Source organism: Carboxylicivirga fragile (assembly GCF_050589805.1).
GTDB lineage: Bacteria > Bacteroidota > Bacteroidia > Bacteroidales > Marinilabiliaceae > Carboxylicivirga > Carboxylicivirga fragile.
On the sequence record NZ_JBNGOY010000042.1, the window covers coordinates 1 to 22,963 of the forward strand.

Below are 22,963 nucleotides of genomic sequence, written 5' to 3' on the forward strand. Positions count from 1 at the left end.
ATGTAACTCCCATTGAATATGAATTAAATTATTACCAAGTTTTAATTGCGGCTTAAGGTCTTAAAAAAACGTCCGGTTTTTATTTGTAATTCCAATAATCGTTTTGAATGGAAAGACAAGTTTAATAAGGTTAAAACTGATGAGCTGCAAGCTATTTTTAACGAAGATGTAAAAAAACGAAGTATAAAAGAATATAAAAAATCAAAGCTGGTAATGATTGGCCGTGGATGGGTAAAAGCGGGTTTTGATTTTGGGAGTTTTAATGAAAAGAACTTTATCTATAACAAAAGGCGGCAAACTATTTATTTAATTGGCTTACAGCCTGAAATAATAAGTACTACCATTAATCCTTGGTTTATACCCGAAGAAGGTGTTGAGGGCTTTGAGTTTGTACTGGCTAAAAAGGGAGGTTTGTACAATCCGGAGTATACTAAGAAGGTAAAAAGAAACTGTTTGAATAAATTAAAGGCTCAGGCTCAGGAGAAACAAATATTAGAGAAAGCCAAAGAGAATGCGCAAACTAAGCTTAAAGCTTTTTTCGATATTCTAATTGAAGAGGACCTGAAAGATCTTAGGTTCTATTCGAATTACCTTAGCTATAATTTAAATGCATTTCTGAATGATAGCCTTATTGATAAAGATGTGGTTGCTTTGGATTCTATTTTATTACGTTATCATGCTAAGTATGATTCAAAAATTGGGGGCAATTATGTTTTAAGTGCTTTTATGGATTCGATAAAGCGAAAAAAGTACTATGTAAATGATGTAAAATTTCAAGTTCATTCACGAAGCTCTGTGCTGTACGATATAATTAACGATGATCAAATTGATTCATTGGATTATTTAAAAATTAAACAAGCAGATAAGATTAGTTTGACGGATTCTTTATGGTACAACAGTATTGAATTGGATGATCTTCATGCTTACGTTGCAAGCGATGTGGATAGTTTAGTGTCTGGGATAGTTAGATTTTTAAATCGACCTAATACGGTATTTAAGGATTCTGTAACCAATGAACTAAGTAAAGTTCATATGGATAGATTATTGTTTCAACTTGAAGATAAATTTGGAAGTAAAGACGAATAGTGAACCTTCATTTATTTTAGAGTTTTGTCAATCTATTCTTTTAACAGCTCCTTTTTAAGGATTTGATATATTTTATGGCTTGGATATTTATCTATAGCTTGATTTATTGTTTGTAAAGCCTCAAAATAAAAATGCTTATTGTAGTAGCTTGAAATAGTATTCATATATTCATAATGAGACTTTGGCTGATCTACTATATTAAGTTCCTGCAGTTGCTTATTCTTTGCTATTATAATTGTGCCTATTTCAGGTTTCCCGCTTGGAGTATTGCTAATTATCCAATGGTATGATTTGCCTGTTTTAACGTCAGCTTCTGCTAAAGAAACAATACTTTCCGTTATGGAGGTTTGATAAACAAGCTTCTGTGTTTGTGAGTCAATGAGCTTTAACGATAGGTTTAATTCTTTGATATTGTCGTAATTAATGGTTAATGCAATGTTCTTTGGGAATAAAACCTTTGAAGAGCCTGGAAAAACAGCGCTCGTACCACGTATCTGATAAGCCACACCTGATTGGGATAGCAAACTTTTACCTGATTTATTGGTGTTAGCCATTTTTGATAGTTCAGAGGTTTTAGGGGTGTCTTCAATAGGGATAGTGTAATCAGATACAGCGGATATATTAATCTCTTCACCAGAAAATAACATGATGCTAGCATTTCCTTTATTCACTTTTAATTGGTCACTCTCGAGATAGCGCTGAGGTAACTCAAGATTAATTTCTTTCGAGTCACGAATCAAAACCCCTTCGCCATCAAGCGTAAGAATCATGGCTGAATACTTTTCTTCATTTTGCGCGTTGCATAATTGAACTAGACTAATAAAGCCAAGTAATAATGTTATTATTTTCATGAATCTCCATAAAAGTGAAATCAAAAATAGTACTAAATATTGGCTTTTAAACGCTTTGTGTTGTATTGATTTACTTAAATTGCGTCCATGAAAATTATTAAAACCATTATAATATTTTTAATCTGTTCACAACATTTTGTTGCATCTGGTCAAGATGAATCTTCATCGCTATTATACGATTCGATTAACGTGAAAATACAAAATGACTTGCTTGAATACCGAGCTTCTATATCATCAATAGATGCCATTGAAGAGATAAAATTATTAAAAGAAGTTGGGACTAATTATCACCGAATAAATGCTTTGGATAGTGCCGTTTTTTATTATGATTTAGGTGCACAGAAGGCTTTTAATATACAGAACAAGGAGTTATTTTCTGCGTTAAAGTACAACCTTAGTTTGGTGTATTTTAATAAAGGCATGTTCCAATCGGCACTCGACGCGGCTATAATAGCATTAGAAACAGATAAGAAACAGAATAACTTGGATAAGGTGGCTTCGTCATTAAATATTGTTTCACTTATATATCAAGAATGGAGTATTTATGATAGAGCCTTAGAGTATCGTTTGGAATCTATAAAAATAAGTGAGGAGACGGGTAACTATGTGGAGCTAGCAAATGGATACTTTAACTTAGGAAGCCTTTTTGTGAAAATAGGAAAGCACGATAAGGCGATGAATAATTTTAGTACGGCTAAAAAGAAATACCAAACTTTGTTATTCGAGAATCCTTTGGATAAACAATTAAAACAAAATTTGTCGGAATGTATCTATTCTATCGGAGGGGTTTATCTTTATAAAGAAGATTATGACACGGCTCTGGAGATGTTTAACGAAGCCTTGGAGATAAAAATAAATTTAGTTGATAAGATCGGTATAGGGAATTGTTATTATCAAATAGGTTTGCTTAGTTTTTTACACAATGAGTTGGAACAAGCTAAGCAAAGTTTTTTTCATGCCTTGCAGTTTAAAAATAGTGCCGGAGATAAAAAAGGAATAGCACTGGTTTATTACCGAATAGCTGACCTCTATTACCATTGGAAAAGGTTTGATCAGTCAGAGAATTTTGCTAGAAAAAGTATTCACGTGGCAAACGAAATTGAAGATCGTGAGCTGTTACAAGAGGGTTATAAATTGCTTTACCATATCTACTCTGATCAAAAGAAGTATAAAATGGCACTGCATTACCATGAGCTTTATAAATCACATTCTGATTTAATCATCAATGAAAACATAGCTAGTGTTGTTGAGGAGCTTAATGTGCGATACGAAACAGAAAAGCAAGAGAAGGAGAACAAGATTCTTATTGGAGAGAATAGAATAAAGGAGCTAACCATTCAGAAACAGAAATCGATGGGATTCTATTTGATCGGAATGATTGTTTTAATTCTGGTAATCGTTATAGTGCTTTATATACTATATCGCTCCAAACGAAGAGCTAATCGCATAGTCTCGCATAAAAATATCTTATTGGGCGAACAGAATGTGAGAATTGCTCATCAAAATAAAGAGATTGAAGCTAAGAGTAAAGATTTAACGGACAGTATACAATATGCGTTAAGAATACAAGAAGCCATGTTGCTTGATAGTAAACAGTTAAATGAAGTGGTGCAAGATGCTTTTATTCTGTTAAAGCCAAAGGATATAGTAAGTGGTGATTTTTATTGGTTTACTGAGCATGAAGATAAAGCGATTATTGCTGCTATTGACTGCACTGGTCATGGCGTACCCGGTGCCTTTATGAGCATGTTGGGAAATACACTTTTAAACCAAATAGTTTTACGCGAGGGCATTACTTCGCCAGAATTGATATTGGAGCGATTGAGTCAAGAAGTTCAACTGGCACTTAAACAGGAGAAGACTCAGAATCAGGACGGAATGGACATGGCATTGTGTGTGATTGATAAAACAAATAATAGTGTTTCGTATTCAGGTGCCAAAAATCCGTTAATCATCATTAAGGATGGCGAAGCAACGCGTATTAAAGCCAATAAGAAACCCATTGGGATTAGCCGATATGAGAAGGAAGAGTTTGTGAAACATACCTTTGAGGTGGATGAAGAGACTTTTTTTTATATGTTTTCAGATGGTTTTGTCGATCAATTTGGCGGACCTAAAGGAAAGAAATTTATGGTGAAACGCTTTCAACAATTATTATTGGATATTCATCAGAAACCCATGCATGAACAGAGCGATACTTTGAATTCCACTTTAAATAAATGGATGAGGAACGACGAACAGATTGACGACGTATTAGTGGTTGGTTTTAAGTTAGTTGGTAAATAGATTACAGTCAAATTATACATTATTAGATATGCAAAAAGCATTAATTTCCATTCTTTCTATTCTTCTTTTCTATACGGCTTATTCGCAAGAGCCTATTCAGACCGTTCTTCAGAAAGGACATTCTCGTTATGTGACTTGTGTTGATATTAGTGCTGATGGAAAATATGCCATTACAGGTAGTGCTGATAATACCTTAAAGCTGTGGAATATAAAAAGTGGAAAAGAGATTAGAAACTTTACGATGCATACCGAAGCCATTCGTTCCGTTTTTTTTAATGCCGAAGGAACTAAAATAGTGAGTGCTTCAAATGATAATAAAGCCATTGTATATGATGTGATAAAGGGTAAGGTATTGGCCGAGATGCAAATTGATAATAAGTTGGAGAAGGCCTGTTTTACACCTGATGGTAGTAAAGTAATTACGGCTGATGACCGTAATTTGCTAAGCCTTTGGGATGCCAACACTGGCCAGCTTATTGGAGATTACAAGAAGCATTATTCGGCTGTAATATCTAAGCAATCATTTACTAACGACGGTAATGCTTTTCTGCAATATGTGGATAGAAACGAGATGGTAAGCGTAAATCTACAAGATAGTGCTGCTGTAATTTCGTTTAAGGCCGATAAGCCGTACGACTATGCCATTAGCCCCAATAATAAGTATGTTGCTATTGCTACCGAAAAGAAAGAAGTGCTTTTGTTTGATTTAAAAACGGGAGAGAAGTTACGTGATTTAAATGCCACTGTAGATAAACCCTGCGATGGTTGTAAAAGTTATTTGGTGTTCAGTCATAATAGTAAATACATGGCAACGGCATCAAAATATGCACCGGTAACTATTTGGGACATAAAAACAGGTAAGGTTGTTGCCCAATTTGAAACTGACGCCGATTGGTTTGATGAGCTTAAGTTTAGTCCTAATGATGAAAATGTTGTGTTATCTGCCGACGATGAAATGTGGGTATGGAATATTAAAAGCGGTAAGGAGTTATTAAACTTATCATTCGATGGTCTGGAATGCATACCCGTTATAAGCCCTGATAGTAAATCGATTTTAACAACTGGTACATTTAATAGGACGGCACTTTGGAGTTTATCATCTGGAAAATCGTTAAAACACTTAGGAGGATACCTGAATAAGGAGCACCAAGATGGCATACCTTTTAAACAAGGCGATTGGTTTCATACCAACATACTTCGCTACCTTGGTTTGAAGTCAGGAATAACATTGAGTAGTGATGGTAAGTTTTTGGTAAAAGGAAGCATCGACTCAACAGCTTTTAGGCTCAACCTTGAAAATGGTAAAGTGGAGAAGTGGTTTCAAGGGCACACGAAGAAAGTAATAAGTACAGATCTTAGTCCTGATGGTAAATTATTGCTTACAGCCAGTGCCGATGGAAAACTGAAACTGTGGGATGTCGAAACAGGAAAGCTAAAACGCACTTATAAAGGGCATAGTGATTTGGTTTTTGATGCCCGGTTTAGTAATGATGGAACCAAAATAGTGAGTGGTAGCTGGGATTCAAGTTTAAGAATATGGGAGCTTGAAACAGGAAAGATTCATAGCTCAGCTCATTTGGATCAAGCATCACCTTATAGAGTCTCTTTTACACCTAACGATTTATATGTGCTTAGTAGCGACCTAAGTGAGCAGCTTCGTATGTGGGAGGTGGATGTAGCGAAACAATTTAGATCCTTAATCGGCCACACTAAACTGGCCACCGACATTTGTTATAGTCCCGATGGTAAGTACGTGCTGACTGCCAGTTTAGATGGAATGGTTAAAATGTGGGATTTGTTTTCGGGTATGTTGGTGAACAAATTAAGTGGACACAGCTCTGGAGTATATTCACTGGCATTTGCACCCAATGGTGAATTTATTGCATCGGGAAGTAATGATAGAAGTATCATTATTTGGGATCCTACGAGTGGAAAAAGAATTAGAACTTTAAAAGCTCATTCGGGGGCTGTCTCCTCCATACAAATTGACGCTGCAAGTCAGCGTATGGTTTCTTGTAGTGTTGATGGCGAAATTATTGTGTGGGATATGGCTAACTATACGCAGCTTTATACCTATATTCAAATAGATAGGGATAATTGGTTAGCGAAAACACCTGGAGGATATTTTGATGGGACACCCGAGGCCATAAAGAATATCAATTATGTGTCGGGACTCATAGTGGTGGCAGTAGAAAGTTTATTTGAAAAGTATTATACGCCCAACCTTATTACACGTATCAATGCAGGTGAATATTTTCTGGACGAACAAAATGATATCACCACGCAAATTAATACTGCACCTTCTATTCACTTAAATATTCATGATGAGAATTTTCACAATCATTTATCCGAGACTGATTCGGTAGCATGGTTTCAGAATCAAATTGATTTAACAGTTGCGCTTGTTGATGAAGGAAGTGGCTTGGATGAGCTTAGGGTGTTTAACAATGAGAAGCTGGTTTATAGCGAACAATTTTCTAAATCAAGTATTCGTAGAGGTAAAAAAGTAAAGCAGCATATTAATATCGCTGTAGCTCCAGGTGAAAACAATATTACAGCCATCGCCTATAGTAAACAACGTACCGAATCAGCCCCTTCATCCATTAAGATTCATTATGATGGAGTGGAAACAGATGCTAAACTTTTTATTTTATCGGTGGGGGTCAATAAATATAAAAACCCGTCTTATAATTTATCGTATGCGGTTAACGATGCGAAAGCTTATACCAAAGCTATCCGAAAGAGCTCATCTGCTATTTTTAGGGATGTTGAAGAAGTATTTTTAAGTAATGATGAGGTGAGCAAGGAGTCACTAACAGAAGCTTTTGCCAACATCGCATTAAAATCAGAGCCACAAGATGTTTTTGTTTTCTATTATGCAGGGCACGGTGTTATGAATTTGTCAAAGAATAGCGACGAAGATTTTTACATTATTCCACATGATGTCACCCAAATGTATGGCGATAAAGCAATGTTGACACAAAAGGCATTGTCGGCAAAGGAAATGTTAGAGCTATCGAAGGAAATACCCGCACGTAAGCAGATGTTTATCCTCGATGCCTGTCAGTCGGGAGGAGCCTTATCTACTTTTCAAACACGAGGAGGGAATCGCGAAAAAGCCATTGCTCAGTTGGCACGTAGCACTGGCACCTATTTTCTTTTAGCCAGTGGTGCTGTTCAATATGCATCGGAAGCGAAAGAGCTAGGGCACGGTATATTTACTTATGCTATATTAGAGGGTTTAGAAGGGAAAGCTGATGGTATTTCGGGTGATGAAAAAATTACTGCCAATGAGTTACGCGCATACGTAGAGGATCGTGTCCCAGAGCTAACGGATAAATACATGTTAACCCCTCAATATCCTACTGGTTATAGTTTTGGTCAGGACTTTCCAATCGTAATAGTAAAGTAAATATGAGAATCCTTTTTGAGATTGACTAATTTTCCTACGTTACCCATGTAATAAATCTTTAATTGCGGTATGATTACAATTTGTGCGACTATAAGTCCTACTAAAAATATTCGTGCAATGTCACGTAATATCATAGGCCAAGAAAATATTACGGAGATATTTTTAAATACGCCAATTAATGTTTGTGAAAAGCGAGATGTGAAAGGTCTTTATAGAAAGGCCAGGGTAGGGGATATTACAAATTTTACAGGTGTTTCTGCAAAATATGAAGAGCCAACAAATGCTGATTTAACAATCGATACTTCCCTAGTTGAACTTGAAGAAAGTATTAAAATGATTATGCAATTAATAATTGCAAAGATTAAGGATTGAGAGAGTGTTTTTCCATCTGACACTCCTGATAATCTAATACTGTAAGCTTTCCAATATTAAGACTGATCCTCCTCCCAAACTATACATGTACTTCCCTTTTTTGTGTTCAATAAATTAGCTACGGCTTTACTTTCCGATACAAAAGTTCTTAAAGATATTGCCCAATACCTCGTCAGTGTTGATGTGACCAGTTATCTCGCCTAGAAAATGTAAAACCTCACGTATATCTTGTGATAGCAAATCGCCAGACAAGCCAGTTTGTAGACCATCACTTACGCGCAAGATAGCTTCATGCGATTTTGAAAGGGCTTCGTAGTGACGGGCATTGGTAACAATTACTTCATCGTTATCTAAAGCGGTTAGGTTAACTGTTTTAAGTAATTCCGATGTGAGCGTGTCAATGTTGCTTTGCATTTTCGCCGAAATGGGTACAAGAGAGTCAATGCCATTTAGTTCTCGAAATGCAGCTTGATCGAAACGGTTTTCGACCACGATATCTTCTAATAAATCGGTTTTATTAATGACCACGATCAACTGTTGTTGCCCTTCCGTTAGTCGACTCTTAACATTGGTGATGGCCTCATGTATTTTTTCATCCGGATCGTTCACATCCAACATTAATAAAACAATATTGGCTTTGTCAATTTTACTATAAGTACGTTCAATACCTAGATTCTCAATTTTATCTTTGGTGGTACGAATACCGGCTGTGTCAATAAAACGGAATGTGATGCCTTCTATGTTAATGGTATCTTCAATTACATCGCGTGTAGTACCATGTATGTCTGATACTATGGCTCTGTCTTCTTGCAATAGCGTATTGAGTAAAGTTGACTTGCCTGCATTGGTATGTCCAACAATAGCTACTGGAATACCGTTTTTTATGGCGTTGCCCAAGGAAAACGACTGACACAATTTATTAATTAAGGATTCAATGTTATTGACAAGCTCACTCAGTTCTGATCGGTCAGCAAATTCAACATCTTCTTCACTAAAATCGAGTTCGAGCTCAATAAGGGTGATGAAGTTTAACAGTTGCGCACGTAGATTGATTAATTCGTTAGAGAAACCACCACGCATTTGTTGCAGTGCAACACGTCTTGCTGCTTCACTTTGAGAGGCAATTAAGTCAGCCACAGCTTCAGCCTGCGACAAATCCATTTTGCCGCTTAGGAATGCACGCTGAGTAAATTCGCCAGGAGTGGCGAGGCGTGCTCCTTTTTTAATAAGCAATTGCAAAATCTGCTGCTGTATATAGGGCGAACCGTGACAAGCTATTTCGGCAATGTCTTCGCCTGTAAAGGAGTGAGGCGCTTTAAAAATACTTATTAGTACTTCATCAATATTTGTTTCTTCATTGACAATAGAGCCAAAATGCACCGTGTTAGCTTTCTGATCAGCTAGAATTTTATTCTTCGAAGCTGGTTCAAAAATTGATTGACAAATTGAAAAAGATTCAGCTCCAGATAAACGGATGACAGCAATGGCTCCCATGCCTTGAGCAGTTGATATGGCACAAATTGTATCGTTAAATTGCATCTGATAATAGTATTTAGTGCAAAATTAGTAAAATAGATGGTTTCATAGGATTATTAATTCAATGAACTATTTCAAAAATTATAGTAAATTTACATTGTTAAATTATTTTTATGCTTCAAAATCGCCTATTTATTTCATTGTTGATGCTATTGATACTACCGTTTGCTCATGCCAATGAAGCGGATAGTATTCAGGCTCTTATCAATTCAACAAATGATGTAAAAGCAAAAACAGAATGGTACATTGAGTTAGGTAATTATTGGCGAAATAAAAAGATTACGAAGGCGGAAGAGGCATTTAAACAGGCTGTTGTTCTTGCCGAAAGCCTTGATGATAAATCGTTAATGGCACAGGCTTACCTGGGCTTTGGTATAGTCCATGGCCGCTTTCATCGCAGAGATTCAGCCTACTATTATTATAAAGAAGCATTAGTCAGATTTAAGGAGCTGGATGACAAATTATTAATTGGCCGTACTTTAAATAGCCTTGGCTTATTGAATTATAAACAAGGAAATTATTCTGAGGCCAGTAAGTGTTTCGATGAGGCATTAGCCATGCCGGAACTGGAAAATGATAAGGAATTATTAACCATGCTGTATGGTAATATGTCGCTTCTGTATAAGCGTATTGGTGACTATTTGAGTTCTTTGGAGTATTCGCAGAAATCCATTGATTTATGTCGTGAGCAAAATGATTTATATGGCTTGAGCAAGATACTGTCTAATCATGGTTTGTTATATGGACATCTAGGTAAGCATAAAACTGCCATTAAATATCATCTGGAGTCAATTGAGGTAAGAAAGCAGTTAGGCAATCTTTCGCGTTTAGCTTATCCTTTGCATAATATTGGTTTGGCCTATGAAGGTTTAAAGCAATACGACGAAGCTTTGGATTATTATCAACAATCGCTGGATATTAAAAAGAAAGTTAATGATGAAGCAGGAATTGCACGCAGCTATAACAATATAGGAATCATTCATAAGAGTAAAGGAGAATATGAACAAGCTTTGTATTATCTCGAAGAATCATTGAAGATAAAAAAGAAACTAGGTTTAAAAAGTGGCATTATTCATACCGAAGTTAATATTGCAAATCTGTTTAAAGATAAAGGAGAGCATATAAAGGCAATTGATTATTATCTTACTGTTTTAAAGAGTAAGCGAAAAATAATTGATAACTCTGAGTTGTTACGTGTATACAAGGGGCTCTATTCATGTTATAAAAGTGTTGGAAATCTGGAACTCGCCATTGATTATTTAGAGAAATTTAATGTCTTGGAGGATGAGCAAATAAATGAGGAGACCAATAAACAGATAGCTAATCTTGAGGTGAAGTATCTGACAAAAGAAACAGTTGCTAAAAACCTTAATCTGCTTCAACAAAATGAGATAATAAGCTACCAAATTAAGTTGCGAAATATATACAGTTTATTATTAGCTTTGGTATTACTACTTGTTCTTGTGTTAGCTTTCCAGTTTTACAAGTCTAAGATTAGAGTTGCTAAAACCAATCAACTGTTGCAAAATAGAAATGAGGAAATAACTCATCAGGCCAAAGAGTTAGAGAGAGTGAATGAGGATTTGGTAAAGCTTACCCACTTTAAGGATGATGTCAATAGTATGTTGGTGCATGATTTGAAAAATCCTTTAAATACGATTATCAATTTACCAAAACAACTTGATGTTCCCGACAAGGATAATATGATTATTAATGCTGGTAAGCAGATGCTGCAATTAGTGCTTAATATGCTTGATGTGAATCAGTATGAACAAGGTAAATTAGAACTTAATAAGGGCAAGTGCCATTTTTCTGAAATTCTCATTCAAGCCATTGAAGAAGTGTCGTTTTTGGCAAGAACCAGATCGCTTACCATTAAAGATGATTCTGTTCAGGATGTGTTGTTAGAAGTAGACGCAGAGTTAATAAAAAGAGTATTGGTTAATTTATTATCAAATGCCATTAAATTTTCTCCTCTGGATGGGATTATTACTTGTGAAGGAGAAGTGAAAAGTGGAATGTTTACCTTTAAAATTAGCGATCAGGGACCTGGTATTAGCGAAGATTTACAAGGCAAAATATTCGACCGTTTTGAAAGTTCCAAGGGCTTTGATACGGGTTTGAAATCAACCGGTTTGGGCTTGTCTTTTTGCAGAATGGCTATTGAAGCTCATAGTGGAAGCATTGACGTTTCATCTGAATTAAATAAGGGAGCAACTTTCATTCTTAGCTTAAATGTCGAAGAAAGTCCGTCATCTGTTATTGAAGATATTAAAGAGAATCATTCCAGGATTGATTCTCTTTCCATTGATTGTAAAAATACCCTGGTTGAGTTTTTACAAACAATGCAATCTATGGAGTTATATCAACTATCGGAGCTTGAAGTAGTCATTTCAGATTTTGATAAGAAAGGTATTTGTGAGGTTTCATCTTGGTTGCAGCAATTGCGTGAGGCTATTCAGGTTTGTGATGAGAGTAGATACAACGAGTTAATAAATCAAATGAATGAAGTACTCGAATTATAAAATATTGGTGGTTGACGATAAGGTAGAAAGTTTACAAACCATTGTTCACTTTTTAAAGCAATCGTACCAAAATTGTACCATTTATCAGACTAATATTAGTTCAAAAGCTTTGACTATTGCCATTAAGGAACTACCTGATTTGATTGTAACAGATTGGGATATGCCTGATATGAATGGGATTGAGTTAATGAAAGCTTTGAAGTCGGATACAATCACCCGCGATATTCCAGTTATTATTGCTACTGGCGTTATGCTTACCTCTGATAATTTGAAATTAGCGCTTGATGCCGGCGCCATGGATTATGTGCGTAAACCCATTGACCCTGTTGAATTGAAGGCACGTGTGCATTCAGCCTTGGTACTAACGCAATACCATCGGCAGATGATTGATTTAAAGAATAAAAAATTAGCAGATAATGCGGTTAATCTAATTAAAGCAAATGAGTTTAATGTTGAAATTAAAAACAAGATTTCTCATTTAGCCAATCACTTAGAATTACATAATGTTGATTCGCATATTTTATGTGAGATTCAAAGTGAGATAGATTTTAAAATCAAAAGTAATGGCTGGGATCAATTTGAGTCAGCCTTTGAAGCCGTACATCCAAACTTTAAAAAGACCTTACTGGATGCTTACCCGGGATTAACGCCAACCGAATTGAAGTATTGTGCTTTTATCAGGATGGGAATGAGTAGTAAAGATATTGCTTCAGTTTTATACCTTAACCCTGCTAGTGTTAAAGTAACTCGCTCTCGCTTACGCAAAAAGTTGGCCTTGGAAACGGCACAAAATTTAGAGATCTTTTTATCAAATTTTTAAACTGCAGGATTTTTGGCTTATTAGCCGATCGCATAAAGATATTAAGGCTTTACTTAATTAGAGCGTTGGTATTCTCAAAAAAAATTATAACTCTAGTGTTTTAGAGAGCGATTATTTAGAATGTCGAGATAAGTCAAGATGCGTGATGTTCAAATTAACAATGGTGATTACCGAACGTTCTTAGTATACGATATTCTATGTTTTCTCATTATCATAGATTCTTTTTTTTCTTTCATCAAACAAACGTTTACTTTCATCAGCTTTACATTTCAATTTATCCGTGATTTGTGTATTGTTTACCTTTTGCTAACCTATTTTCTGTATCCTTAGTGGGCTTAGTTCGTATCAATGGTGTTAACAATTTTTGTTAACGCTTACTATGCCTTAAAATTTGGCAATTGATATTGAAGAAAATTAATTAAAATAAACCCAGTAAGTAGAAGTATGGAAAACTTTACTCAACGAATTAAACTTTTATTGTGGTTGATGTTATTGTCAACCAGTATTATTTTTTCACAAGAGGAAATTAACGGACCAGTTAATAATACCGTAAAAATTATTAGTGTCACTGATCCTAATTGTGGTGATTGTGATTCACGTGAAGATTGTTGGTATAGAATTGAAGTTGAGGATGCCTCTGCATTTTCGGCTGATGATAGAGTGTTAATTGTGCAAATGAAAGGAGCGTCCATTGATGTTTCCAACACGGCTAGTGGAGGTCAGATTACAGATATTGGAAATGCTGGTAATTATGAGTTCTTTTTAGTTGGTAAGGTTGATTACGCTAACAATTATATTTATCCAAGAGGTGAATTGAAGCGAACCTACGATTATGATGGTTTGATGCAATTGATTAAAGTGCCTACTTACACCGGTGATGTTGAAATTAATTCAGACTTAATTGGGGAGGCATGGAATCCTGCAACAGGCAGAGGTGGAGTCATTGCCATTTTTGTTGACGGTACTTTAACTTTTAATGCCAACATTGATGTATCAGGTAGGGGTTATCAAGGGGTTACCGTAAGTGTTAATGGTTCGCCTGATAATTGTAGTGTGAATCCAAGTACTCAGATGGTATGGCCATCAGCGAATGCAGATGTGAGTCCAAAAGGGCAAGGTATTGTGGTTGATGACCCTCTCTATAATGGTGGACGTGCGCCTCGTGCCAATGGAGGCGGTGGCGGAGTTAGTGGTGACTCTGGTGGCGGCGGTGGATCTAACTATGGTGCCGGAGGTGCTGGAGGTGATCGCTGGTGTGATAATGGAGCTGCCCCGGCAGGTGGTTTAGGTGGTGTTGAAATGACTTCATATATAGCACAGAATCGTATTTTCTTTGGAGGAGCCGGAGGAGCTGGTTTTGTTACAAGTGGTAATTCTGCATCTGCTGCCCATGGTGGTGGATTAATCGTTATAAAAGCCAAAAAAATTATCGGTAACGGACATTCAATTTTGGCATCAGGATCGTCTCCTTCTGCTGCAGGAACAGGTATTGATGGTGGCGGCGGTGGCGGCGGCGGTGGTACCGTTGCTTTTGAAATACAGGAGTTTGAAGGAAGCTTAACCGTAGATGTTTCAGGTGGAGATGGACAAGACCTGGGAACAGCTGTTCTTCACGGCCCTGGCGGTGGTGGCGGCGGTGGTGCCTTTTTGCATAACCTTCCAATATTACCTTCTGGTATTATAGTAGAAGCTAATGGAGGAGAAGGTGGAATACACAACGGAGGCGCACGAAATAATTCAGTTGATGGATCTGCTGGAGGTGTTGTTTCCTATTTTAACTTGGTTTATTCAGATGAGGATTCAGATGAAGATAACATTAGTGACTACTGTGATTTAGATACTGATAATGATGGACTTCTTGATTCAGATGAGGATGGAAACACTGGGTTTGATCCTAGTAAAGATGCCGATGCTGATGGTATTCCTAATTACAAAGATAACGATGATAGTACACCTGGTTTTCCGGCTATGGTGGATACAAATAGTGACGGGATAAATGATCTTTACGATAGAGACAAAGATGGTATTGCGGATTTTCTTGATCTGGATAGCGATAATGATGGTATAATGGATGCTACCGAAGCTGGAGGTGTTGCAGATGCCTCTGGTGCTCTAAGTAACTATACTGATACAGATATTGATGGATTGAATGACTCTGTCGATCCTGATAATGGCGGAACGCCTCTAACTAAACCTGATTATGATGGTGATGGTGCTCCTGATTTTCTTGATTTGGATTCAGACAACGATGGTGTTTCTGATGCATACGAATCATCCGCCTCAACCATCGCTACAGGAGTAGATGATGATAACGATGGTATTGATAATATATTTGATGTTGATCAAGGAGGGGTGTTTAATACGGTAATTGATCGCGATGGAGATACGATTGATGACATGTTTGATATTGATTCCGATAATGATGGAATAACCGATTATTATGAAACCTCAGGTATTGCTCCAAGTGGATCAGACTCTGATGCTGATGGCATTGATGATACCTTTGATCTTGATCAAACCGGGGGAGCTGATGTTGATGGTGATTGGATCGACGATAAATCTTTACCTCTGGATTCAGATAGTGATATGCTTTATGACATCCACGATTTAGATGCTGATGCTGATGGTATCGTTGATAATATTGAAGCACAGTCTACATCTGGTTATGTTGCCCCACTAGGCATAGATACCGATACGGATGGTTTAGATAATGCTTACGATGATGATAATGGAGGAACAATAATTATTCCTTCAAATATTGATGGTGATGATAAACCAGATTTTATAGATACCAACTCAGATGAAGATAGTAAATCTGATATTGTTGAAGCTCATGATTTTAACAGGGATGGTGTTAGTGATATTTTACCATTAGGAACTGATACAGATAATGATGGTATTGATGATATTTTTGATAGCATTGTTGGAAATGACCCTGCTGATGGAGGGGAATTACCAACCGATTATCCAGATGTGGATGATCCTGGTAATGATCGTGATTGGAGAGAGAATTTACCGGGAGTGGTTCTTTCTGTTGACAGAGCTTTATTGGCTGAAAATGTTCAAGTTGCAACTATTACTTTAACATTGAGTGAAACTTCTTACCAACCAGTGACTATACCTTTAACTTATACTGGATCTGCTACAAATGTTGATGATTATAATCGGGCGGTTTTAAGTAATGCTCCAGACGTTAATTCTGTTGTAATACCTGCTGGACAATTGGTCGGTGAAATTACAATTACCACAGTTGATGATTCTGTGGATGAACAACCTGAAACAGTGATTGTGACAGCAGGCGTTGTGACCGGTGGAAAAATAATTGGTGATGATAATAGAACTATTACCATTGTTGATAATGATGCAGCCGGATATACTGTTTCGGCTATTTCAAATAGTATTGATGAAAGCGGAACTACAGCAACTTTTAGTGTTGTTTTAAACTCAGTTCCAACAGCTGATGTCGTGTTGGATTTAGCATTATCAGTTGATGATTTAACGGAGGCAAATATTGATGCTCTAGGAAATGAGCTTACTTTTGAAGTTGGTAACTGGAATGTTGCCCAGGTCGTAACTGTTACTGGACAAGATGATGTCATTATTGATGGTGATCAAACTTTTGATATTGTTATTAGTATCAAATCTACCACTGATGTCAATTATAATGTTTTAGGAGCCCAAACTATAAGCGGAACTAATATTGATGATGATGAAGCTCCTGTTGCTAATGACGATACTGATTTAGTAGCAAATGAAACAAATGAGGATGTTCCTTTTATAATAAATGTACTTTCTAATGATACTGACGACAAGGATGCGCTTAACTTAGCTTCTGTTGACTTAGATCAGGTAACAGGTGGTGTACAGAATAGTATTACAAATGCATATGGTACGTGGAACGTTAGTAATATTGGTGTAGTTACTTTTACACCTTTACTTAACAGTAGTGGCGTGGCTACAATTAATTATACAGTAGCCGATACGGATGGGCTTGTTTCTAATGAAGCTACCTTGTCGGTAAATGTTGTGGCTATCAACGACGCACCTGTTGCTGTTAATGATCTTAATAATTCTACAAACGAGGATACATCTTTAAATGATATTGTGATAGCAGATAATGATACCGATGTTGATGGTTCGGTTCAGGCTTCCACCATCATTTTAATCGATCCGGGCAATGTGACCAATACCGGTAATTCTTCAACTCCACTTATAATTGCTGGCGTTGGTGTTTACTCTGTTGATGCTTCAGGAAATGTGGATTTTGTTCCAGCATTGAATTATAATGGACCTGCTAATGTCAATTATACTATAGATGATGATATGGGTGCTACATCTAATGTTGCAACTGTTTTTATTACTGTGGATTCACAAAATGACGAACCTACTGCTGTTGACGATACAGGTAATAGTACCAATGAAGATAATCCGATTACGGTTGTAACCATTAATAGTAATGATACGGATGTTGACGGAAATGTTGTAGCAACAAGTATTGTATTAATAGACCCTTCGGATGCTGGTAACACAGCTAATAGTGGTGCTGATTTAGTAATTTCAGGTGTGGGAACTTATAGGGCGGATGTTATCGGTAATGTTTCATTTACTCCGGTAGCAAACTACAATGGTGCTGCCAATGTAAACTATACAATCCTGGATAATAGTGGCGCTATTTCAAATGTAGCAACAGTATATATAAATGTTGTGGCTCAGAACGATGCTCCAGTTGTGACAAATCCTGTTAATGTAATTACAGCAGAAGATACGCCATATACTTTTACTGGTGCTTTCCTGATAAGTGTAGCTGATGTTGATGGAGATGATCAAACAGTTACCGTAACAGTAACTAATGGAGTTGCATCTTTATCACAAATTACAAACCTTGCTTTTACAACAGGTGATGGTGATGCTGATGCAACAATGGTATTTTCAGGTACATTAGGTGATATTAATGCAGCTTTAAATAACATCGTTTATACGCCAACAGCGGATTACGATGGATTGGCATCATTAAGTATAAATACTTCTGACGGAACTGCCTCCGATGATGGTGCTGTAAGTATTACGGTAACACCAGGTAATGATGCCCCAGTTGCCGTTAACGATTTAAATAATTCTGTTGATGAGGATAATCCAATAACGATTAATTTTATTGCAAGTAACGATACAGATGTTGATGGGTCAGTATTAGCTTCTACTATTGTTTTGATAGATCCAAGCAATGGAACTAATACAGGTAATTCAAGTACACCACTAGTGATTTCTGGTGTTGGAACTTATACTATTAATGCGCTCGGTAATTTAACTTTTACACCAGTACAAGATTTTAACGGATCAGCAAATGTATTTTATACAATTGATGACGATGGAGGTTTGACATCTAATGTTGCAACAGTGCAGATTACTGTTGATCCGGTTAACGATGCCCCAGTAGCCGTTAATGATGTATTAATTGCTGATGAGGACAATGATGCGACTGTTAACGTAACAACAAATGATACGGATGTTGATGGAACAGTTGATGTAACAACTGTCGATCTTGATCCATCTACCGGAGGTATTCAAACTACCTTTGCAAGCACCAATGGTGATTGGAGTGTAGATAATACCGGATTAGTGACCTTTACTCCTGATGCCAATTGGTTTGGAGATGAAGTAATCAACTATACAGTTAACGATAATGATGGAACCGTTTCAAACAGTGCAACTATAACAGCTACCATTAATGACATTAACGATGCCCCAGTAGCCGTTAATGATGTATTAAGTGCTGATGAGGACAATGCCGCGACTGTTAACGTAACAACAAATGATACGGATGTTGATGGAACAGTTGATGTAACAACAGTCGATCTTGATCCTTCTACCGGAGGTATTCAAACTACCTTTGCAAGCACCAATGGTGACTGGAGTGTAGATAATACCGGATTAGTGACCTTTACTCCTGATGCCAACTGGTTTGGTGTTGAGGTAATCAACTATACGGTTAACGATAACAATGGAACTGTTTCAAACAGTGCAACCATCACAGCTACCATTAATGACATTAACGATGCACCAGTGGCTGTTAATGATGTGTTAAGTGCTGATGAGGACAATATTGCGACTGTTAATGTAACAACAAATGATACGGATGTTGATGGAACAGTTGATGTAACAACAGTCGATCTTGATCCATCTACCGGAGGTATTCAAACTACCTTTGCAAGCAGCAATGGTGACTGGAGTGTAGATAATACCGGCTTAGTGACCTTTACTCCTGATGCCAACTGGTTTGGAGATGAAGTAATCAACTATACAGTTAACGATAACAATGGAACCGTTTCAAACAGTGCAACTATCACAGCTACCATTAATGACATTAACGATGCACCAGTAGCCGTTAATGATGTATTAAGTGCTGATGAAGATAACAATGCAACAGTTAATGTTACGACTAACGATACAGATGCTGATGGTACAATTGTAGTAAGTACAGTTGATTTGGATCCATCTACCGGAGGTATTCAAACTACCTTTGCAAGTACCAATGGTGATTGGAGTGTAGATAATACCGGATTAGTGACCTTTACTCCTGATGCCAACTGGTTTGGTGTTGAGGTAATCAACTATACGGTTAACGATAATGATGGAACACCATCTAATAGTGCTACTATTACAGCTACTATTAATGATATCAATGATGCACCAGTTGCAGTCAACGATGTATTAAGTGCTGATGAGGACAATGTTGCGACCGTTAACGTAACAACAAATGATACGGATGTTGATGGAACAGTTGATTTAACAACAGTCGATCTTGATCCATCTACCGGAGGTATTCAAACTACCTTTGCAAGCAGCAATGGTGACTGGAGTGTAGATAATACCGGATTAGTGACCTTTACTCCTGATGCCAATTGGTTTGGAGATGAGATAATCAACTATACGGTTAATGATAATGATGGAACTGTTTCAAACAGTGCAACTATCACAGCTACTATTAATGACATTAACGATGCACCAGTAGCCGTTAATGATGTATTAAGTGCTGATGAGGACAATGCTGCGACTGTTAACGTAACAACAAATGATACGGATGTTGATGGAACAGTTGATGTAACAACAGTCGATCTTGATCCATCCACCGGAGGTATTCAAACTACCTTTGCAAGCACCAATGGTGACTGGAGTGTAGATAATACCGGATTAGTAACATTTACTCCTGATGCCAACTGGTTTGGAGTTGAAGTAATTAACTATACGGTTAACGATAATGATGGAACTGGTTCAAACAGTGCAACCATTACGGCTACTATTAATACAATTAATGATGTGCCAGTTGCACAAGATGATGTGTACAGTGTAGCCCAAGGTCAAACAATCAATATCAATGCTGCCTCTGGTGTACTTGATAATGATAGCGATATTGAAAATGATCCTATAACAGCCATATTGGTGGATGATGTTTCTAATGGCACATTGACATTGAATGCAGATGGTTCGTTTGATTATTCACATGATGGAACTGTTACTTATACCGACAGTTTTACTTACAAAGTAAATGATGGAACGGAAGATGGTAACACTGTTACAGTAACCATTAATATACTTGGAGTCAATAATATTCCTGTCGGTAATAATGATGTCTATTCGGTTAGTGAAGGTGGTACATTAACTATTGATGCTACTTCAGGCGTATTAGATAATGATACTGATGGTGATGGAGACGCGCTTAATGCCATTTTTGTTGGTGATGTTTCTAATGGTACATTGACATTAAATGCGGATGGTTCATTTATTTATACTCATGATGGCTCAGAGACAACAAGTGATAGTTTCACTTATAGGCCTAATGATAGTAAGCAAACGGGTAATTTGACTACAGTTACAATAACTGTTACACCCGTTAATGATACACCTGTTGCAGTAAGTGATGTGGCTTCAGTTGATGAAGATGGTGTATTGAATGGGACTACTGTATTAGGTAACGATAGTGACCCTGAAGGTGATGATCTTACGGTCAACACTACACCTGTTACAGATGTAACAAACGGTACTTTAGTTATCAACCCAGATGGAAGCTATACTTATACCCCAGATGCTGATTTTAATGGTACTGATTCATTTGAGTACGAAGTATGCGATGATGGTACACCATCGGCATGTGCAAGAGCTACAGTAACCATAACAGTAAATGCGGTAAACGATGCACCAGTTGCAGTAAACGATGTTGCATCAGTAGATGAAGACGGTGTATTGAATGGAACAACTGTACTAGCTAACGATAGTGACCCTGAAGGCGATAATCTCACGATTAACACAACACCAGTAACAGATGTTACAAACGGTACCTTGGTTATTAATCCGGATGGAAGTTATACATATACACCAGATGCTGGATTCAGCGGAAACGATTCATTTGAATACGAAGTATGCGACGATGGGACTCCATCTTTATGTACTAAAGCAACTGTTAGTATTACAGTTAATTCTGATAACGATTCTCCTGTTGCTGTCAGCGATGTGGCTTCAGTTGATGAAGACGGTGTATTGAATGGAACAACTGTATTAGAAAACGATAGTGATCCAGAAGGTGATAACCTGACTGTTAACACAACACCGATAACAGATGTTAGTAATGGTACATTAGTTATTAATATTGATGGAACGTATACTTATACGCCTGATGCTAATTTCAATGGTTCTGATTCATTCGAATACGAAGTATGCGACGATGGCACACCATCGGCATGTGCAAGAGCTACAGTAACTATTACTGTTAATGCAGTAAACGATGCACCAGTTGCTGTCAACGATGTTGCATCAGTAGATGAAGACGGCGTATTGAATGGAACAACTGTACTAGGAAACGATAGTGACCCGGAAGACGATAAGCTCACGATTAACACAACACCAGTAACAGATGTTGCGAATGGTACATTGGTGATTAACCCAGATGGAAGCTATATATATACGCCAGATGCTGATTTCAATGGTGATGATTCATTTGAGTATGAGATTTGCGATGATGGCACGCCATCGTTATGTACAAAGGCTACGGTAAATATCACGGTAAATTCTGTTAACGATGCACCAGTAGCAGTAAATGATATGGCTTCAGTTGATGCAGATCAGGTTCTAAACGGCTCATCTTTATTAGCTAATGATAGTGATCCGGATGGAGATAACTTGCTTATTAATACAACTCCGCTTGTTAATGTAAGTAATGGTACATTAGTTATTGATACCGATGGCACCTACACTTATACACCTAATGCGGGATATGTCGGATCAGATAGCTTCGAATACGAGGTATGTGACGATGGTACTCCATCGGCTTGTTCAAGAGCTACTGTTAGCATAACAGTTCATGATGTTAATGCTGCACCGATAGCTGTAGACGATGAAGCCACAACAGGTAGAAATGAAACCTTAAATGGAAGCAGTTTATTGGCTAATGATATTGATCCTGATGATGATAATTTAACTATTAATACAACACCAGTATTAGAACCAGCCTATGGTACATTAACAATTAATACGGATGGTACATATACCTATGAGCCGAATGCGGATTATGTAGGTACTGACTATTTTGAATATACAGTTTGTGATGATGCATCATCTCAATTGTGTAGCACTGCAGGCGTACGTATCGATATTATAATTAAAGATACCGATGGTGATGGTTTACCGGATGATATAGAAGGCGATGGCGATTGTGATAACGATGGTACTCCTGATTGGTTAGATGCTGATAAGTGTTATGACGAATTAGAGCAACTTGACGGCTTCTCACCAAATGGTGATGGTATCAATGATAATTACATTATTCCTTGGTTGAACCAGTTCGATAAGGTAAGCTTTGAGGTATTCAATCGCTGGGGTAATATAGTTTATCGTCAAGATAAATATGAAAATAACTGGAAAGGTGAGTCCAATGTGGGTATGAGTTTAGGTGATGAATTGCCGGTTGGAACCTACTATTACATCATTGTTATTAAAGACAATGGCCAGAAGTTGAATGGATATATTTATTTGAATCGTTAACCAAAAAAAGATACTCCCCCGGTATAAAGCCGGGGGAATTCCA

General features: G+C 37.1%; 9 protein-coding genes. 7 read left to right on the forward strand and 2 right to left on the reverse strand.

The annotated features are described in order from the left end of the window. Positions 1-45: 45 nt before the first annotated feature. Complete coding sequence (locus tag ACRD7B_RS16920) at positions 46-1,086, forward strand: DUF4230 domain-containing protein (RefSeq protein ID WP_430825789.1); 1,041 nt, start codon at positions 46-48, stop codon at positions 1,084-1,086. A 32-nt stretch (positions 1,087-1,118) separates the two neighbouring features. Here ACRD7B_RS16920 and ACRD7B_RS16925 read toward each other — a convergent pair whose 3' ends face one another. Continuing rightward, a complete protein-coding gene (locus ACRD7B_RS16925) occupies positions 1,119-1,937 on the reverse strand; it encodes a hypothetical protein (RefSeq protein WP_430825790.1) in 819 nt (272 codons plus the stop codon). 87 nt (positions 1,938-2,024) lie between these two features. Here ACRD7B_RS16925 and ACRD7B_RS16930 point away from each other — a divergent pair, with 87 nt between their 5' ends. The 3 genes from ACRD7B_RS16930 (at position 2,025) to ACRD7B_RS16940 (ending at position 8,007) form a co-directional block, all read left to right on the forward strand. Next, positions 2,025-4,223 (forward strand): SpoIIE family protein phosphatase, encoded by a 2,199-nt coding sequence (locus ACRD7B_RS16930; protein ID WP_430825791.1) that lies wholly within the window; start codon positions 2,025-2,027, stop codon positions 4,221-4,223. 28 nt (positions 4,224-4,251) lie between these two features. Next, a complete protein-coding gene (locus ACRD7B_RS16935) occupies positions 4,252-7,635 on the forward strand; it encodes a caspase family protein (RefSeq protein ID WP_430825792.1) in 3,384 nt (1,127 codons plus the stop codon). A 69-nt stretch (positions 7,636-7,704) separates the two neighbouring features. Then, positions 7,705-8,007: an adenylyl-sulfate kinase gene (locus ACRD7B_RS16940; protein ID WP_430825793.1), complete on the forward strand. Its 303-nt coding sequence runs from the start codon at positions 7,705-7,707 to the stop codon at positions 8,005-8,007. A gap of 126 nt (positions 8,008-8,133) precedes the next feature. Here the strand turns inward: ACRD7B_RS16940 and mnmE are convergent, their stop codons facing one another. After that, complete coding sequence (gene mnmE, locus ACRD7B_RS16945; protein ID WP_430825794.1) at positions 8,134-9,546, reverse strand: tRNA uridine-5-carboxymethylaminomethyl(34) synthesis GTPase MnmE; 1,413 nt, start codon at positions 9,544-9,546, stop codon at positions 8,134-8,136. Between the two features lie 110 nt (positions 9,547-9,656). Between mnmE and ACRD7B_RS16950 the strand changes: the two genes are divergently transcribed. The 3 genes from ACRD7B_RS16950 to ACRD7B_RS16960 all read left to right on the forward strand — a co-directional run bounded on the left by ACRD7B_RS16950 (position 9,657) and on the right by ACRD7B_RS16960 (position 22,920). Further along, positions 9,657-12,068 carry a tetratricopeptide repeat protein gene (locus ACRD7B_RS16950; protein ID WP_430825795.1) on the forward strand — a complete coding sequence of 804 codons (2,412 nt, stop codon included), beginning with the start codon at positions 9,657-9,659 and terminating at the stop codon, positions 12,066-12,068. Beyond that, positions 12,049-12,888, forward strand: coding sequence for a response regulator (locus tag ACRD7B_RS16955; RefSeq protein WP_430825796.1), 840 nt, complete (start codon positions 12,049-12,051; stop codon positions 12,886-12,888). The genes ACRD7B_RS16950 and ACRD7B_RS16955 overlap by 20 nt, the downstream gene beginning before the upstream one ends. Positions 12,889-13,332: 444 nt before the next feature. Beyond that, positions 13,333-22,920: a cadherin-like domain-containing protein gene (locus tag ACRD7B_RS16960; RefSeq protein ID WP_430825797.1), complete on the forward strand. Its 9,588-nt coding sequence runs from the start codon at positions 13,333-13,335 to the stop codon at positions 22,918-22,920. The last annotated feature ends 43 nt before the right edge of the window (positions 22,921-22,963 follow it).

Excerpts from the sequence above, each read along its gene's own strand:
- ACRD7B_RS16925 (WP_430825790.1), bottom strand. The coding sequence starts at position 1,937 with ATGAAAATAATAACATTATTACTTGGCTTTATTAGTCTAGTTCAATTA.
- ACRD7B_RS16930 (WP_430825791.1), top strand. The coding sequence starts at position 2,025 with ATGAAAATTATTAAAACCATTATAATATTTTTAATCTGTTCACAACAT.
- ACRD7B_RS16935 (WP_430825792.1), top strand. The coding sequence starts at position 4,252 with ATGCAAAAAGCATTAATTTCCATTCTTTCTATTCTTCTTTTCTATACG.
- ACRD7B_RS16940 (WP_430825793.1), top strand. The coding sequence starts at position 7,705 with ATGATTACAATTTGTGCGACTATAAGTCCTACTAAAAATATTCGTGCA.
- mnmE (WP_430825794.1), bottom strand. The coding sequence starts at position 9,546 with ATGCAATTTAACGATACAATTTGTGCCATATCAACTGCTCAAGGCATG.
- ACRD7B_RS16950 (WP_430825795.1), top strand. The coding sequence starts at position 9,657 with ATGCTTCAAAATCGCCTATTTATTTCATTGTTGATGCTATTGATACTA.
- ACRD7B_RS16955 (WP_430825796.1), top strand. The coding sequence starts at position 12,049 with ATGAAGTACTCGAATTATAAAATATTGGTGGTTGACGATAAGGTAGAA.
- ACRD7B_RS16960 (WP_430825797.1), top strand. The coding sequence starts at position 13,333 with ATGGAAAACTTTACTCAACGAATTAAACTTTTATTGTGGTTGATGTTA.